Origin of the sequence: Streptomyces sp. (assembly GCF_035645055.1) — a bacterium.
In the GTDB taxonomy this organism is placed as follows: Bacteria; Actinomycetota; Actinomycetes; order Streptomycetales; family Streptomycetaceae; genus Streptomyces.
Map to the genome: position 1 here is coordinate 134,596 of NZ_DASQNH010000031.1, position 15,949 is coordinate 150,544.

General features: G+C 73.5%; 17 protein-coding genes. 9 read left to right on the forward strand and 8 right to left on the reverse strand.

The features are described from left to right. Positions 1-8: 8 nt before the first annotated feature. The gene (locus VE614_RS10310) at positions 9-233 is read right to left on the reverse strand and encodes a DUF6243 family protein (RefSeq protein WP_324934949.1); all 225 of its coding nucleotides are present in this window, start codon (positions 231-233) and stop codon (positions 9-11) included. Between the two features lie 106 nt (positions 234-339). On the opposite strand from VE614_RS10310, the gene VE614_RS10315 reads away from it, so the two are divergent. Further along, positions 340-969: a TetR/AcrR family transcriptional regulator gene (locus VE614_RS10315; protein WP_324934951.1), complete on the forward strand. Its 630-nt coding sequence runs from the start codon at positions 340-342 to the stop codon at positions 967-969. A 179-nt stretch (positions 970-1,148) separates the two neighbouring features. Continuing rightward, positions 1,149-1,883, forward strand: coding sequence for a bifunctional DNA primase/polymerase (locus VE614_RS10320; protein WP_324934953.1), 735 nt, complete (start codon positions 1,149-1,151; stop codon positions 1,881-1,883). Positions 1,884-1,902: 19 nt separating this feature from the next. On the opposite strand, the gene VE614_RS10325 is transcribed toward VE614_RS10320, so the two are convergent. Beyond that, positions 1,903-2,877, reverse strand: a complete 975-nt coding sequence (locus VE614_RS10325; protein ID WP_324934956.1) for a hypothetical protein — start codon at positions 2,875-2,877, stop codon at positions 1,903-1,905. 249 nt (positions 2,878-3,126) lie between these two features. Here VE614_RS10325 and VE614_RS10330 point away from each other — a divergent pair, with 249 nt between their 5' ends. Together VE614_RS10330 and VE614_RS10335 are read left to right on the forward strand one after the other, a co-directional pair. After that, complete coding sequence (locus tag VE614_RS10330) at positions 3,127-4,629, forward strand: HtaA domain-containing protein (protein ID WP_324934958.1); 1,503 nt, start codon at positions 3,127-3,129, stop codon at positions 4,627-4,629. A gap of 193 nt (positions 4,630-4,822) precedes the next feature. Then, on the forward strand, positions 4,823-5,467 hold the full coding sequence (locus VE614_RS10335) for a PhzF family phenazine biosynthesis protein (RefSeq protein WP_324934960.1): 645 nt from the start codon (positions 4,823-4,825) through the stop codon (positions 5,465-5,467). A 19-nt stretch (positions 5,468-5,486) separates the two neighbouring features. On the opposite strand, the gene VE614_RS10340 is transcribed toward VE614_RS10335, so the two are convergent. Then, positions 5,487-6,134 carry a biliverdin-producing heme oxygenase gene (locus tag VE614_RS10340; RefSeq protein WP_324934962.1) on the reverse strand — a complete coding sequence of 216 codons (648 nt, stop codon included), beginning with the start codon at positions 6,132-6,134 and terminating at the stop codon, positions 5,487-5,489. Between the two features lie 156 nt (positions 6,135-6,290). Continuing rightward, positions 6,291-7,148, reverse strand: coding sequence for a type I methionyl aminopeptidase (map, locus tag VE614_RS10345; RefSeq protein WP_324934964.1), 858 nt, complete (start codon positions 7,146-7,148; stop codon positions 6,291-6,293). Between the two features lie 59 nt (positions 7,149-7,207). On the opposite strand from map, the gene VE614_RS10350 reads away from it, so the two are divergent. Continuing rightward, positions 7,208-7,441 carry a hypothetical protein gene (locus VE614_RS10350; RefSeq protein ID WP_324934966.1) on the forward strand — a complete coding sequence of 78 codons (234 nt, stop codon included), beginning with the start codon at positions 7,208-7,210 and terminating at the stop codon, positions 7,439-7,441. A gap of 94 nt (positions 7,442-7,535) precedes the next feature. Here the strand turns inward: VE614_RS10350 and VE614_RS10355 are convergent, their stop codons facing one another. After that, positions 7,536-8,141, reverse strand: a complete 606-nt coding sequence (locus VE614_RS10355) for a hypothetical protein (protein ID WP_324934968.1) — start codon at positions 8,139-8,141, stop codon at positions 7,536-7,538. Between the two features lie 175 nt (positions 8,142-8,316). Between VE614_RS10355 and npdG the strand changes: the two genes are divergently transcribed. Beyond that, on the forward strand, positions 8,317-9,030 hold the full coding sequence (npdG, locus tag VE614_RS10360; protein WP_324934971.1) for an NADPH-dependent F420 reductase: 714 nt from the start codon (positions 8,317-8,319) through the stop codon (positions 9,028-9,030). A 61-nt stretch (positions 9,031-9,091) separates the two neighbouring features. After that, positions 9,092-9,259: a hypothetical protein gene (locus VE614_RS10365; protein ID WP_324934973.1), complete on the forward strand. Its 168-nt coding sequence runs from the start codon at positions 9,092-9,094 to the stop codon at positions 9,257-9,259. Here the strand turns inward: VE614_RS10365 and VE614_RS10370 are convergent. Next, the gene (locus VE614_RS10370) at positions 9,249-10,049 is read right to left on the reverse strand and encodes a site-2 protease family protein (RefSeq protein WP_324934975.1); all 801 of its coding nucleotides are present in this window, start codon (positions 10,047-10,049) and stop codon (positions 9,249-9,251) included. The genes VE614_RS10365 and VE614_RS10370 overlap by 11 nt on opposite strands. A 139-nt stretch (positions 10,050-10,188) precedes the next feature. On the opposite strand from VE614_RS10370, the gene VE614_RS10375 reads away from it, so the two are divergent. Next, complete coding sequence (locus VE614_RS10375) at positions 10,189-10,659, forward strand: DUF6578 domain-containing protein (protein WP_324934977.1); 471 nt, start codon at positions 10,189-10,191, stop codon at positions 10,657-10,659. 41 nt (positions 10,660-10,700) lie between these two features. Continuing rightward, entirely contained in the window at positions 10,701-13,961 is a 3,261-nt protein-coding gene (locus tag VE614_RS10380; RefSeq protein WP_324935100.1) for a BTAD domain-containing putative transcriptional regulator, read from the forward strand. Between the two features lie 16 nt (positions 13,962-13,977). Here the strand turns inward: VE614_RS10380 and VE614_RS10385 are convergent, their stop codons facing one another. Continuing rightward, on the reverse strand, positions 13,978-14,799 hold the full coding sequence (locus VE614_RS10385; RefSeq protein ID WP_324934979.1) for an ABC transporter permease: 822 nt from the start codon (positions 14,797-14,799) through the stop codon (positions 13,978-13,980). Further along, positions 14,796-15,815, reverse strand: coding sequence for an ATP-binding cassette domain-containing protein (locus VE614_RS10390; protein WP_324934981.1), 1,020 nt, complete (start codon positions 15,813-15,815; stop codon positions 14,796-14,798). The genes VE614_RS10385 and VE614_RS10390 overlap by 4 nt, the downstream gene beginning before the upstream one ends. Positions 15,816-15,949 lie beyond the last annotated feature (134 nt).

A 15,949-nucleotide genomic window follows, 5' to 3' on the forward strand; every position in this document is an offset into this window, starting at 1 on the left:
TTCTCCTCTCAGTCCCGCTTCTCCTCTCCGTCCCGCTTCTCCTCTCCGTCCCGTTTCTCGTTTCCGTCGCGGCCGTTCCGCTCCTGCAAGCGGCGCAGCAGCTCCCGCTTCTGCGCCTGTGCGTCGTGCGCGCCGGCCCGGCCGTCCCTGCCGCCGCCCCGCAGGGCCTTGCGGCCGAGCTTCTGCCGCGTACCGCCGACGCCCAGCATGTTTCCCGCTCCGCCTCGGGCCATGGTGTCTCCGCCTCTCTCCGGTCGCGACGAGACGTACCGTCTCGTAACTTAGCTCCCTCAGCGTGAGGCGAGACGGACCGTCTTGTCAACCTGATAGATTCGTGACATGCCGCCGACCACCCGCAAACCCGCCCCCGACGCCACCCGCCGCAGCGACAGGTCCCGCCGCGCCATCTACGACGCCGCCCTGGCCCTCGTCGCCGAGGTCGGCTACCCCAGGACCACCATCGAGGGCATCGCCGCCCGCGCCGGCGTCGGCAAACAGACCATCTACCGCTGGTGGTCGTCTAAGGCCGACGTCCTGCTGGAGGCCTTCCTCGACCTCGGCCGGCAGGCCGCCGAGCAGCCCGCGGGCCCCGGCGCCGAGGGCACCGTCCCGGACACCGGCGACCTCGCCGCCGACCTCAAGGCCGTCCTGCGTGCCACCGTCGACGGACTGCTCGACCCGCGTTTCGAGGCACCGTCCCGCGCCCTGGCCGCCGAAGGCCTGGTCAACGCCGAGCTGAGCCGGGAATTCGTCGCCAAACTGCTCGAACCGTCCCTCCAGCAGTACGCCGAGCGGCTGCGCAGCGCCCAGGACGCCGGGGACGTCCGCCCGGACATCGACCCGCGCATCGCCCTGGAGCTGTTCGTCTCCCCGCTCGCCCAGCGCTGGCTCCAGCGCACCGGCCCGATCTCGTACGAGTACACGGACACCCTCGTCGACTACGCCCTGTACGGCCTCACCCCACGCTGAGCGCCGGTCCGGCCGCCCATAAATCCCGAAGATCCCGGCAAAGCACCCGATGGGAGCTGATCCCGGTGTGGGGTACGTCTCGTCCCGTCTACCCCGGTTGGGGACTTGGGCCCCCCGGAGCGCACGATGGTGGGACCATAGGGCATGCTGTTCCGCACGACAGCGAGGCGAGGGGATAGATGAGCGCGGAGTTCGGCGGCCGGACCGGCCTGCGGGGCAAACTCTCCCAGTGGCTGCGCGGAGGCGGCCGCAAGGACGCCGCCGACGACGGCGGCCGCGAGGCCCTGCTGCTCGCCGCCGCCGCCGCGGGGCTGCCGCTGGCGCCCGCCGCGCACCCGGCGCCCGGCTACCGGTGCTCCTGTGACCGCGTCGGCTGTCCCACCCCCGCCCGGCACCCGGTGTCCTTCGCCTGGCAGACCCAGTCGACCACCGACCGCGCCCAGGTCGAACGCTGGGCCCGGCACCAGCCGCAGGCCAACTTCATCACCGCGACCGGCATGACGCACGACGTCCTCGACGTCCCGCTGGAGGCCGGCCGCGAGGCGCTCGCCCGGCTGCTCGACGCCGGGATCGACGTCGGCCCGGTCGCCGAGAGCGACGACGGCCGCATGCTGTTCTTCACCCTCACCCGGGGCACCCCCGAGGACGAGGACGAGTGGTGGCCGTGCGAGCTGGACTGCCACCCCGAGACCATGGACGAGCATCCGGGCCTGCGCTGGCACTGCCGCGGCTCCTACGTCCTCGTCCCGCCCGCCCGGCTCCCCGGCGACGACCAGGCCGTGCACTGGGTACGCGGCCCGGAGCACGCGCTGCCCGACCCGCTGACCCTGCTGGAGCACCTCACCGACGCCTGCGCCCGCCACGTCGACGCGGAGCCCGGCCACGCGAACGCGGCCTGGCCCCTGCGCCACTGAGGTCACCGGACGGCTGGGGCTACTCGCCCTTCGCCGACGTCAGCCCCTGGATCCGCCCCAGCACCGTCACCTGCGCCCCGGCGCCCTTCTTCGGGTCGAGGGCCACCTCGTTGGAGACGAACTCCATCGTCAGGGACTGCTTGATCTCGCCGGTCGTCAGCGCCAGCACGTCCTTGTTCGGCGCGGGCACGGCGGAGCCGGTGTGGGCGGTCTGCTTCTCGTAGTGGCGGGTGGCGAAGAACACCAGAGCCCCGCCGTCCTCCGTGCGCAGCGCGACCGGTGCGTAGTCGCCGTCGGTCAGCGGGCCGTCGATGTACTGGGTGACCAGGCCCGGCTTGCGCGCGTTCTTCTGGCGCAGGGTCCGCCACTGGCTGGTGTGCGCGCCGGGCGCGAACTCGGGACCGTTCTCCTTGAGGTAGGTGGTGTACGCCTTGCTCAAGTCGCCCGGGGGCACGGCCAGTTCGGTGGAGTTCGCGGGCACGGCCTCCGCCCAGCCGTCCTTGTCCTTCTTGAACTCCGGTACGGCGCCGGGCTCGACCAGGGTCAGGTACGACACCTGCCACGGCTCGTCCAGCGCGTTCCGGGTGAACACCAGCAGCCAGCGGGCCTCGCCGCCCTTGTTCGCCTCGGCGTCGGCCAGGAACCAGCGCGGCCAGCCCGCTTTCTTGGGGATGGTGTACTCGGCGTCCGAGAACTCCAGCGGGCTGTGGTCCGGGTTGCCGGCCGGGTTGTTGGCCCGGCCCGCCTTCAGCCGGGCGCCGTCGATGTCGGCCAGCGGCCCGGTGACGTACTCGGCGTCGAGGGTGGTGTCGTAGTCCTCGTCCGCCTTGTTGTACGCGGTCGTGAACTCCTGCAGCGCCTCGGCCGCCTCGGCGCGGGTGGCCGCCGGCAGCACCTCCCGCTCGCCGTGCACCACCACACATCCGCTCGCCGTCAACGACGAGAGCGCTGCCGCTATGAGAGTGATTCGGGCACGCCTGCGATCCGTGGTCATCGGGCTCCTCCACCTTCCCCTTCCCGGGGGCGAACTGTACCGGGGCGGGGTCGGGGACGGGTTCGGGGTGGGGGTGCTGTCCGCCGCTGGGTGCGGGTTCGCCGTGGCCTGTCGCGCCCACGCGGCGGAGCTGTCCGGCGGGAGCGGCTGTCCTGGCCGGTTATCCCCCTCGCCGCGGGCGCCGTACCGATACGATCACCGCCGCGGACGAGAACTCAACCGCCTTATCGCATCGAGGAGTACACCCGCATGCCCACCAGATCCCGCCGCCGTACCACTGCCCTCGCCGCCGCCGTCGCCACGGCCGCCGCACTGGGCGCCACGGCGATCGCCACCGTCGGCGCCCCGGCCGCCTCCGCCGCCGAAGAGCCGCTGACCGGTTACGAGTTGACCTGGGGCATCAAGGAGTCGTACCGCACCTATGTCACCGGCGCCGCCGCCGCCGGCGGCTTCACCCCCGCGGAGGGTGCCGCGCAGGCCGAGGGCAACGGCGCGTTCACCTTCGTGGCGGGCACCGGCACCTACGACTCCACCGCGCACACCCTCGAACTCGGCTTCCGGGGCAGTCTGGGTATCAGGTCCGAGGCGCACGGCTTCCACCTCACCCTCGCCGACGTCCGGTTCGACAGCGCGGACGCGGTGATCACCGCCGACGTCACCGAGGACGGCACCACCACGCAGGACGTGCCGCTCGCCGAGGTCACCGTCACCCGCGCGATGACGGACATGGCGACCACCCTGACCAAGGAGGCCGCGGACGTCTTCGGCGACGCCGCGTTCGAGGGCGCGGAGGGCGACCCGCTGACCGTCGTCCAGAAGAAGACGACCCAGTCCCCGTCCCCGACCGCCACCGGCTCCCCGAGCACCACCCCCACGCAGACGCCCTCGGCGACCGCCTCGGCCACCCCGACCGCCACCCCGAGCCAGTCCGCGACCGGGCGCCCGTCCCCGACGGCCACCGGCACCGTCCGCCCCCCCACCTCGCCGGCCGACCCCGACGCGCCCGTCGGCGCGGAGATAGCCGACGGCACGCTGAGGTGGGGCGTGAAGAAGTCCTTCCGCGCCCATGTCGTGGGCGGGGCCGCCCACGGGAGGATCACGGTCGCGGCCGGCGCCACCCAGGCCCCGGGCAACGGGGTGTTCACGTTCGTCGACGGCAAGGGCACGTACGACACCGGCGCCGGCACCCTCACCGCCGCGTTCGAGGGCGCCGTCACCTTCGCGGCGGACCAGCCGGGCGGCGCGTACGACCTCGACCTCACCCTCACCGACCTCACCGCCACCCTCGACGAGGGCACCGGCGAACTCACCGCCGACGTCACCAGTCTCGGCGACACGACGCAGGACGTGGTCCTCGCCCGTCTGACCGCCGGCTCCGCCGGCCCGGCCGTGAAGAACGACGTCCTCGCCGTGGCCGACGTGGCCGCCGAACTCACCGACGAGGGCGCCGAGGCGTTCGGCGGCCTCTACCGCGCCGGGACCGACCTGGACCCGCTGGACCTCTCCCTCGCCCTCACCGAGGGCGCGGACCTGCCCGGCGGCGCGACCGCCACCCCCTCGCCCACCACCGCCACCGGCGGCACCGGCTCCACCACCGGCGGGGCCATCGGCTCCACCGCCGGCGCAGTGACCGGCGGTCTCGCCGCGACCGGCTCCGACGTCCCGGTCGGCACGCTCGGCATCGCCGCCGCGGTGAGCGTCGTCGCGGGCGCCGGTGTGGTGCTGGCGGTGCGCCGCCGCCGCGAGGCGTGAAGGCGTCGAGGCGGCCTGGCCTCGCACCGCCGACGAGGTGACCCGGGCGTACGGGCGGGACGCGGAACGCCGGGCGGCCCGCCCGGAGCGGCAGCGAGCGGTCATGGAGCGCGGCGCAGGCGACGTCCTCGCCTCCCCTGCCGTACGACGCGGGTCACACCCCGCTGCGGCCCGCTGGTGTTTCAATTTCCCGGTGACTGACTACGACGTGCTGCGCGTGTTCTGCGCGGCGAACGGCGGATACGGCAACGAACTCGGGGTCGTCCGCGACGGATCGGTGCTGCCGGAGCGGGGCGAACGGCAGGAGCTCGCCGCGAAGCTCGGCTTCAGCGAGACGGTCTTCGTCGACGACCCCGAGCGCGGTGTCGTCGACATCTACACGCCCACGCTGCGGCTGCCCTTCGCCGGCCACCCCTGCGTCGGCACGGCCTGGCTGCTGGACGTGCCCGAACTGGTCACACCGGCCGGGGTGGTGGGGGCCCGGCAGGACGGGGAGTTCAGCTGGATCGAGGCGCGCGCGGAGTGGGCGCCGCCGCGGACGCTGCGGCAGTACGCGACGGCCGCCGAGGTCGACGACCTCGCGGTGCCGCCGAAAGGTGAGTGGATCTACGCCTGGGCCTGGGAGGACGAGCCCGGCGGCCGGGTCCGCGCCCGCGCCTTCCCCGGCCGCGACGACGGCATCGACGAGGACGAGGCGACGGGCGCGGCGGCCCTCCTGCTGACCGAACGCCTGGGCCGGGCGCTGAACATCACGCAGGGCACGGGTTCCCAGATCCTGACGGCACCGCAGCCCGGCGGCTGGGTGGAGATCGGCGGGCGCGTTCTCCTGGAACGGTGACGGACGGTGCCCCGGGCGCTCACGCGGACAGCGGGAACTCCTCACCCAGGGCACGGAAGACAGCCGTGTTCAAGGCGAACGCCCGCTTGCACTCCGCGACGATCCGCTGTCGCTCCAGCTCGTCCGCGTTCACCGCGTCCAGCAGTTCCCGGTACGCCCGCTTGAACGCGGCCGGGTTGGGGATCTCCTCGAAGACGTAGAAGCGGACGCCGTCGCCCTTCTTCTCGAAGCCCCAGGTCCGCTCCGCCTTGTCGCGGATGATCTGCCCGCCCGAGAGGTCGCCCAGGTACCGCGTGTAGTGGTGGGCGATGTACCCCGCCGGCCAGCGTTCGGCGCACTCCCGCACCCGGTCCGCGTACGCCCGCGTCGCGGGCAGCGCGTTCAGCGAGGCGCGCCAGCGGGGGCCGCGCAGATGCTCCAGGTCCCGCTCCAGGGCGGCCAGCCGGAACAGCTCGGGCCGGATGAAGGGTCCGGCCACCGGATCCGACGCCAGCCGCTCGGCCCCGGCTTCCAGCGCCTCGTAGACGAACCACAGCTGCTCGGTGTAGCGGGCGTACGCCTCCACGCCGAGCCGCCCGCCGAGCAGGTCGCTCATGAAGGTCGAGGTCTCCGCCTCCAGGTGCTGCTCGTGGGACGCGGTGCGAATGAGGTGCGAGAACGAGTCCATGGGTCCGGATTCTCTTGGTTAGGCTTACCTAAGTCAACAACTTGCCGACGGGCTGTCGGTAAATCCCTACCCACCATCCTCACCCGCCGCACCCGACGGCGCACGCGAGAGGGCCCGCCCCCCGAAGAGAGCGGGCCCCACGGGCGAGGAAGACCGTTACGGCAGCGTCAGGATGTCCGCCCCGGTCTCCGTCACCACCAGCGTGTGCTCGAACTGCGCCGTCCGCCTGCGGTCCTTGGTGACCACCGTCCAGCCGTCGTCCCACATGTCGTACTCGTGGGTCCCGAGCGTCAGCATCGGCTCGATCGTGAAGGTCATCCCCGGCCGCATCACCGTGGTCGCGTGCGGGCTGTCGTAGTGCGGGATGATCAGGCCCGAGTGGAACGACGAGTTGATGCCGTGCCCGGTGAAGTCCCGCACCACGCCGTACCCGAACCGCTTGGCGTACGACTCGATGACCCGGCCGATGACGTTGATCTGGCGGCCGGGCCTGACCGCCTTGATCGCCCGGTTCAGCGCCTCCCGGGTGCGCTCCACCAGCAGGCGGCTCTCCTCGTCCACGTCACCCACGAGATAGGTCGCGTTGTTGTCGCCGTGCACCCCGCCGATGTACGCCGTCACGTCCAGGTTGACGATGTCGCCGTCCCGCAGGACCGTCGAGTCGGGGATGCCGTGGCAGATCACCTCGTTGACCGACGTGCACAGCGACTTGGGGAAGCCGCGGTAGCCGAGCGTGGAGGGGTAGGCGCCGTGGTCGCACATGTACTCGTGCGCCACCTTGTCGAGTTCGTCCGTGGTGACGCCCGGCGCGATGATCTTCGCGGCCTCCTCCATCGCCCGCGCGGCGATCCGCCCGGCGATCCGCATCGCCTCGATGATCTCCGGGGTCTGCACCTCGGGCCCCGTGTACGGGGCCGGCGCGGGCTTGCCGACGTACTCGGGGCGGCGGATGCTTCCGGGTACGGAACGGGTGGGAGACAGCTCCCCTGGTACGAGCAGCGACTGGCCAGACATGCCAGCGAGTCTAACCAGCGAGGCATGGGGCACCATGTTCGTGGCGAAAGGAGCCGGTCATGGCCCTGTTCAAGAAGCGCACGGTCGGCAAGCCGGGCGAGTGGTACTACTGCCTGGAGCACAAGAAGGTCGAGGAGGGCCCGGACTGCCCGGGCAAGGACCGCTTCGGGCCGTACACCAGCCGCGCGGAGGCCGAACGCGCCATGGAGAGCGCGCGCGAACGCAACCTCCAGTGGGAGAACGACCCGCGCTGGCACGACGCGCCCACCCCTGGCCGGACCGACCAGGACTGACCCCGCTCAGACCGCGGAGGCCCCGGTCCCGGTCCCGGGCGCGTGCCGCTCGCGCGGCCACACCGATGTGCGCCCGCCCGCCCGCCGGGACCGGCTACCAGCGGGTCGGCGGCGGGGCCGTCAGCTGGTCGGCCAGCCGGGAGAGCCGGTCGCGCAGCCGGCGGCGGCCCCGGGGCGCGGGCAGCGAGTTCTCCCCGGCCGCCGCGCTGACCAGGTGCTGCACGGTGTCGAGGTCCAGCTCGGAGCCGTCCGGCACGGCCAGCGTCTCGTGGGCCATCGTGGCCAGGTCGTCGTCCTCGCCGGGGCCGATGGCGAGCACCGTCACCCCGGCCCGCCGGGCGTCGTGCACCCGCTCCAGCAGCGGCGCCCGCGTCCGCGCCGGGGACACCACGAGCAGGGTCTCGCCCCGCCGGGCCGCCTCGATCCGGCCGGGGCCGACCGCCAGGTGCGCCGGATCGGCCGGGCGGGCGTCGTGGCGGACGAGCGTCGGCGCCAGTTCCGGCGTGCCGGACCAGGCGGCCTCGTCCACCAGATGCGCGGCGAGGTGCCACGGCTCGTACTCCGGCGTCCCCACCAGCAGCAGCCCGCCCCCGTGCGCCACCACGGACCCGCGCAGCACGCCCGCGAACCGCCGCGTGGCCGGCAACCACTCGGTTCCGGCGAGCACTTCGCGCAGCAGCGCGACTCGTACGGCGTCCATATGTCCGCATCCTGCCGCAAACTGCCGCTCGTGACCGGCCGTTCACCACGAATTCGCCCGACCCGGGTACGGGAGCGCGGCCTTCGGGGCGGGCCGGTGGCGCGGGGCCGCCGGGCGCCCGTGACGCGGCTCACCCGGCCCGGTCCGGCGGCGGGGGCGGACGTAGAGTCGGCCCATGACCTCTACCGACAGTGCACAGACCCCCGCGAAGGCCCCCGCCAAGGACCCCTGGGACCTGCCCGACGTCTCCGGTCTCGTCGTCGGCGTGCTCGGCGGGACCGGCCCGCAGGGCAAGGGCCTCGCCCACCGGCTCGCCAAGGCCGGCCAGAAGGTGATCCTCGGTTCGCGGGCCGCCGAGCGGGCCCGGGACGCCGCCGAGGAGCTGGGCCACGGCGTCGAGGGCGCCGACAACGCCGAGTGCGCGCGGCGCAGCGACATCGTGATCGTCGCCGTGCCGTGGGAGGGACACGCCGAGACCCTTCGGGCGCTGCGCGGGGAGCTGGCCGGGAAGCTGGTCGTGGACTGCGTCAACCCGCTCGGCTTCGACAAGAAGGGTGCCTACGCGCTGAAGCCGCAGGAGGGCAGCGCCGCCGAGCAGGCCGCCGCCCTGCTGCCGGACTCGCGGGTCACCGCCGCCTTCCACCACCTGTCCGCCGTCCTGCTCCAGGACCCGGAGATCGACGAGATCGACACCGATGTGATGGTGCTCGGCGAGGTGCGGGCCGATGTGGAGATCGTGCAGGCGCTGGCCGGGCGCATCCCGGGCATGCGCGGCATCTTCGCCGGACGGCTGCGCAACGCCCACCAGGTGGAGTCGCTGGTCGCCAACCTGATCTCGGTGAACCGCCGCTACAAGGCGCACGCGGGGCTCCGCGTCACGGACGTATGAGCCCATGGGGGACACTGGTGGGGCACCACCCCGCAGTGTCCCCCGCAAGGAGCCGACCGAAATGCCCCGTCTCGCCCTCTATGCCCTTGTCGTCTGCGTCCTCGCCGTCGTCGCGGCCGTGCTCTCCTTCGCGCAGGGCAGCTGGCTGGGGATCCTGTGGGTGCTCATGGCGGGTCTGTCGTCCAACATGTGCTGGTACTACCTCAAGCGCCGCCGCGTCACGGAGTGACCGAGCAGACCTCGCTCCCGCCGCGCCAGAAGCGGTAGAGGTCGTAGCCGCAGTAGGTGTCGACGTCGCTGATGCCGAGGCCGCGCAGGATCGTGTCGATCAGGTCGAAGAACGCGCCGTTCACCGACGGGATCCACAGCAGCGCGAACACGAACAGCAGCCCGAACGGCGCGAAGGGCTCCAATTGGCGCCTCAGGCTGTACGACAGCCAGGGCTCGATCACGCCGTAGCCGTCCAGGCCCGGCACCGGCAGGAAGTTCAGGATCGCCGCCGTCACCTGGAGCAGTGCCAGGAACGCCAGCGCGAACCGGAAGTCCCGCGGCACCCCGTCCAGCGCGTCCAGCCAGAACGGGGCCGTGCACACCACCGCGAACAGCACGTTCGTCAGCGGGCCCGCCGCCGAGATCAGGCTGTGCCGCCAGCGGCCCCGGATCCGCCCGCGCTCGATGAACACGGCACCGCCCGGCAGGCCGATCCCGCCCATGATCACGAACAGTACGGGCAGCACGATGCTCAGCAGCGCGTGCGTGTACGTCAGCGGATTCAGCGTGAGATAGCCCTTCGCGCCGACCGTGATGTCCCCGCTGTGCAGGGCCGTGCGCGCGTGCGCGTACTCGTGCAGGCACAGCGAGACGATCCAGGCCGCCGTCACGAACAGGAAGATGGCCACCCCGGGCTGCTCCGCGAACCCGGTCCAGGTCGCCCAGCCCGTGACCGCCGTCACGGCGAGGATCCCGACGAAGACGGGACTGATCCGCCGGTCGCCGGGTCGGATGGCGGCGATGGTCATACGGCTCCCCCCTCGGGGCACGTGGGTGCGGCTCGGTGCGCTGGGTGCGGGCTGGGTGCGGGCTGGGTGCGCCCGACCGTACCGGGCGTACCCGGAAAACGTCTCGCTAACGGGCATCGGTTCCTAGGAAGGTGGGTCCATGGGACTGTGGCGGGTGTTCTACGCGGGATGGCAGATGGAGTGCTGCGGCACACCGTTCTCGGTCGGTGACGAGGTGAGCTGGCAGCTGCTGCTCGTCCCCGGCGGAGAACCGGCCTCCGCCATCACCGGCCCCGCCGAGCACGTGGCCGGGGCGGACCACGGCATCCGGGTCGTCCAGGACGCGGGCCTCACCGTGGCCCTGTCCGAGGACCCCGGACCGGCGCCCGCCGAACCGGGGCCCGTGCGCCGCTCGGGGCTGCTCGCCGTCGAGACCCACGGTGGCCGCTGGCCGGAGGTCACCGGCCGGGTCCGCTCGATCCACGTCGTCGTCGAGGACCTCGCCCGGGGCGCCCGCGGCACCCGGGAGCCGGTGCCGGGCTCGCGCGCCCTGCGCGAGGCCGACCGGTGCCCGAAGTGGTTCCGGGACGAGGAGGGGGGCGTGCTGGTCGGGCTGGAGGTGCCGTCGTGAGCGGCCGGCCGCCCGGCCCCGCCGTCCCGCGACCGGAGAGAATGGACCCCGTGCGCTACCGCATCCTCGGCACCACCCAGGCACTCCGCCCCGACGGCACGGCCGTCCCCGTGGGCGGGGCGCGGCTGCGCGCGCTGCTCACCGTGCTGGCGCTGCGCGCCGGGCGGGCCGTGCCCGCCGGGCTGCTCGTCGACGAGGTGTGGGACGGCGACCCGCCCGCCGACGCCCCGGGCGCCCTGCAGGCGCTGGTGGGCCGGCTGCGCCGGGTGCTCGGCGCCGACGCCGTCGAGTCCGTGGACGGCGGCTACCGGCTCGGCGCCGGCCCCGACGACATCGACCTGCACCGCTTCACCCGCCTGGCCGACGACGGGGCCCGCGCCCTCGCCGACGGCGACCCCGCCAAGGCCGCCGCCCTCCTCGACGACGCCCTCGCCCTGTGGCGCGACCCCGTCCTCGCCGACCTGCCCGACCGCACGGCCGAGGCGGCCCGCTGGGAGACCCTGCGGCGGGACGCCCGCCGGACCCGGCTCGCCGCCGCCCTCGCCCTCGGCCGGGCCGAGCAGGCGCTGCCCGAGCTGACCGCGCTGTGCGACGCCCACCCGCTGGACGAGCCCCTCCAGGCACTGCGGCTGCGCGCCCTGCGCGAGGCGGGCCGCACCGCCGAGGCGCTGGCCACCTACGACGACGTACGCCGGCTCCTGGCGGACCGGCTCGGCTCCGATCCGGGGCCCGAACTGCGAGCCCTGCACGCCGAGTTGCTGCGCCGGTCGACGGTGCCCGCCCCGCCGGTCCCGCGTCCCCCGGGCAATCTGCGGGCCCGTCTCACCTCCTTCGTCGGCCGCGACACCGACATCGGCACCATCCGCGGCGACCTGGCCGCCGCCCGCCTCGTGACCCTGCTGGGCCCCGGCGGCGCCGGGAAGACCCGGCTGTCGCAGGAGGTCGCCGAGGGCGCCGGGGACGCCGCCCGGGACGGGGTCTGGCTGGTGGAGCTGGCGCCGGTCGACGATCCGGCCGCCGTCCCCGAGGCCGTGCTCACCGCGATCGGCGCCCGCGAGACCGTGCTGCACGGCGCCGGCGCCGAGGAGTTCCGGGCGGTCACCGAACGCCACGACGACCCCGTCGAACGCCTGGTCGAGCACTGTGTCCGGCGCCGGATGCTGATCGTCCTCGACAACTGCGAGCACGTCGTCGAGGCCGCCGCCCGGCTCGTCGCCGAGCTGCTGGAACGCTGCCCGCGGGTGACCGTGCTCGCCACCAGCCGGGAACCGCTCGGCGTCCCCGGCGAGGTGCTGCGGCCCGTGGAACCGCTGCCCGAGCCGTACGCGCTGCGGCTGCTCGCGGACCGGGGGGCCGCCGCCCGGCCGGGCTTCCGCGTCGAGGACGATCCCCGGGCCTGCGCGGAGATCTGCCGCCGCCTCGACGGACTGCCCCTCGCCATCGAACTCGCCGCCGCCCGGCTGCGGATGCTCACCCCCCGCCAGATCGCCGACCGCCTCGACGACCGCTTCCGCCTGCTCACCTCCGGCAGCCGCACCGTGCTGCCCCGCCAGCAGACCCTGCGGGCCGTCGTCGACTGGTCCTGGGACCTGCTCGACGAGGAGGAGCGGGACGTCCTGCGCCGGCTGTCCGTCTTCGCCGGCGGCTGCGACCTGGCCGCCGCCGAGGCCGTCTGCGGCCCCGCCGCCCTCGACGCGCTCGGCTCCCTCGTCGACAAGTCGCTGGTGGTGGCCGCTCCCTCCGGTGACGGCGCGATGCGCTACCGGCTCCTGGAGACCGTCGCCGAGTACGCCCGCGAACGCCTCGGCGCCTCCGGCCGGCGCGCCGAGACCGAGCGCGCCCACCTGACGTACTACCGCGAACTCGCCCGCACCACCGACCCGCTGCTGCGCGGCCCCGGCCAGCTCGCCGCCGTCGAACGGCTGGAGCGCGAGTACGAGAACCTGCGCACCGCCCTGCGCACCGCCGTCGCCGCGCGCGACGAGCAGGAGGCGCTGTGCCTGGTGCTGTCGCTCGCCTGGTACTGGCAGATGCGCGACCTGCGCATCGAGGGCCGCAACTGGTCCCGTGCCGTGATGGACCTGGGTCCCGACCCGTTCACCGAACCGGTCCGCAAGGCCCTCCCGGTGTGGCAGCGGTGCACCGCCGAACCGCCCCCCATGACCGGGGAGGTCCTCCAGGAGGCCCGGCGCGGCGTCCACCTGGGTCACCTCGCCTGCATGGACACCGAACTCGACTCCTGGCAGAGCCCCCAGGCCCAGCGCAAACTCCAGATCATCGCCCAGGTCTACGAACCCGGCCTGCCGCAGACCTGCCGCAGCCCCGGCATGCTGTCGTTCTACGCCGTGATGCTGACCGGCGGCATGGACCGGCTCGGCACCATCCTCGACGCCGCCGTCGAGACCTGCCGCGCGACTCCCGGCTTCGAGTGGGAACTGGCCGCCAGCCTCCAGCTGCGCGCCAACGTCCTCGCCAACCGCCCCGACCGGGCCGGCGACGCCGGCCGGGACGCCGACGAGTCGCTGGAGATCTACGAACGCCTCGGCGACGCCTGGGGCAGCGCCGAGGCACTCTCCGCGCGTGCCGAGGCCCACGAGCGCAAGGGCCGCCACCTCCAGGCCGCCGCCGACTACGAGGCCGCCATGGAACACGCCCGGCGGCTCGGCGCCCGCGCCCAGTACGCGATCCTCTCCGCCCGGCTGGGCAGCGCCCTGCTGGAGGCGGGCGAGACCGAGCGCGGCGAGCGGCTGCTGCGGGAGGTGATCGACTCCACGGAGGGCGCCCACAACGAGGCCATGCCGTTCGGCCGGGTCATCCTCGCCGGATGGCTCAGCATCACCGGTCGCACCGCCGAGGCGCGCGTGCAGCTGCGGGCCCTGCGTGAGGAGTTCGCCATCGCGCACTTCGTCGTCTTCGACGCGTTCATCCTCGGCCAGGAGGCCTGGGTGGACGCCCTGGACGGCCGCTTCGAGCAGGCCAGGGAACGGATCCGGCACGCTCTGCGCCAGGCCGACGACCCGCTGGCGAAGGCCATGGCCCCGCAGCTGTTCTCGGCGTATCTCGTCATCGCCGCCCTGGCCATGTCCGGGTACGGCGGCGGACGCGACGCCCATGACGCCGCCCGCTGTCTCGGCGCCGCCGACGCGCTGCTGCCCCCCGGCCATCTGTGGTCCGCGCTGGAGCGCGCGGCACGCGACCGTGCCGCGGCCGCCGTACGGGCCGCGCTGTCCGCCGAGGAGTACGCGGCGGCGTACGCCGAAGGCGGCGGCCTCACCCCGCAGGAGGCCGCCGCCCTGGTGTGACCACCGGGTGCCCCGGTCAGCTCTTGGTCTTGAACTTGCGGATCGCGATCGGCGCCATCACCGCCGTGATCAGCACCGTCCAGCCGAGCGTCACCCACAGGTCGCGTGCGACCGGGCCGCCCACCATCAGTCCGCGCGCCGCGTCCGCGAGCGTGGACAGCGGGTTGTAGTCGGTGAAGGCCTGGAGCCAGCCCGGCATCGACTGCGGCGGCGCGAACACCGAGGAGCCGAACTGGAGCGGCATCAGCACCAGGAATCCCATGCCCTGCACGGACTGCGCGTTCTTCAGGACCACGCCGAGGGTCAGGAACACCCACATCAGGGAGGAGCCGAACGCCGCCGCCAGGCCCACGGCCGCGAGCAGACCGCCCCAGTTGGTGATGTCGAAGCCCACCAGCACACCCACGACCAGCAGGATCGCGACGGCGACCAGCATCCGCATCAGCTCGACGGCGATCTTCGCGAAGAGCACCGAGCCCCGGCCGATGGGCAGCGAGCGGAAGCGGTCCATGACACCGGAGTTGAAGTCCTGGTTGAACCCGGTGCCGACCCCCATGGCCATGTTCATCCCCATCATGGCCAGCAGTCCGGGCACGACGTACTGGACGTACTCGTCCTGCCCGCCGCCCAGCGCCTGCCCGATCGACCCGCCGAAGACGTAGACGAACAGCAGGGTGAACACGATCGGCATCAGCACCGCGTCGAACATCGACTCCGGGTCCTGCCGGATCCACAGCAGATTGCGGCGGACCAGCGCGCCGGTGTGCCGCAGATGCCCGCGCAGCGGGATCGGGGTGTCGGAGGCCGGGGCGGTGGTGGTGACGGTGGTGGCGCTCATACGGCGACCTCCTCGCGGGCGTGGGCGGGCGTGGCGTCCTGCGGGGCGCTGGCACGGTGGCCGGTGAGGGACAGGAACACCTCGTCCAGGCTGGGCAGTTCGGTGCTGACCGAGGACAGGGTGATCCCGCGGCCGACGGCCGCGGCGACCACCGCGGTCAGCTGCTCGTCGCTGAGGATCGGCACGAGCACGGTGCCGCGCTCGGCGTCCACGGTGGTGGTGGCGAGGCCGGTGATGCCGAGGTCGTCCAGGGCGCGGGCCAGCGGGCGCAGCTGGAGCGGATCGGCCGGCTTCACCCGCAGGGTGCGTCCGCCCACCTTGGCCTTCAGCTCCTCGATGCCGCCGGTCGCGATGACCTTGCCGCGGTCGACGACGGTCAGCTCGGAGGCGAGCTGCTCGGCCTCCTCCATGTACTGCGTGGTCAGCAGCACGGTCACGCCGTCCCCGACCATGCGCTTGACCTCGCTCCACACCTCGTTGCGGGTGCGCGGGTCCAGACCGGTGGTCGGCTCGTCCAGGTAGAGCACGGCCGGCCGGCCGATCATCGAGGCGGCCAGGTCGAGCCTGCGGCGCATACCGCCGGAGTACGTCGCGGCGGGCCGCTTGGCCGCGTCGGTGAGCGAGAAGCGCTCCAGCAGCTCGTCGGCGCGGGCGCGGGCGTCCTTGCGGGGCAGGTCCAGCAGCCGCCCGATCAGATACAGGTTCTCCCAGCCGGGCAGCTTCTCGTCCACCGAGGCGTACTGCCCGGTCAGACCGATCACCCGGCGCAGCTGCCGGGGCTGCCGTACGACGTCGTAACCGGCGACGGTGGCCTGGCCGGCGTCGGGGGCGAGCAGGGTGGACAGGATCCGGACCAAAGTGGTCTTGCCGGCGCCGTTCGGGCCGAGCACCCCCATCACGGTGCCCTCTCGCACCTCCAGGTCGACGCCGTCCAGCGCCTTCGTCTCCCCGAAGTGCTTCACCAGCCCTCGTACGGTGACGGCCGTGGTGCCGTTCTGCTTGTCGATGCGTGTCATGCCGACGACGGTGCCAGGCCCCACCGACAAACGGCCGACAGGTCACCGACAGCCCGCCGACACCGCCCGCCGGCGGGCCCCGGCAACGGAACAGCCCCGCCGACGGGGGACGATCGGCGGGGCTGTCCGGTACC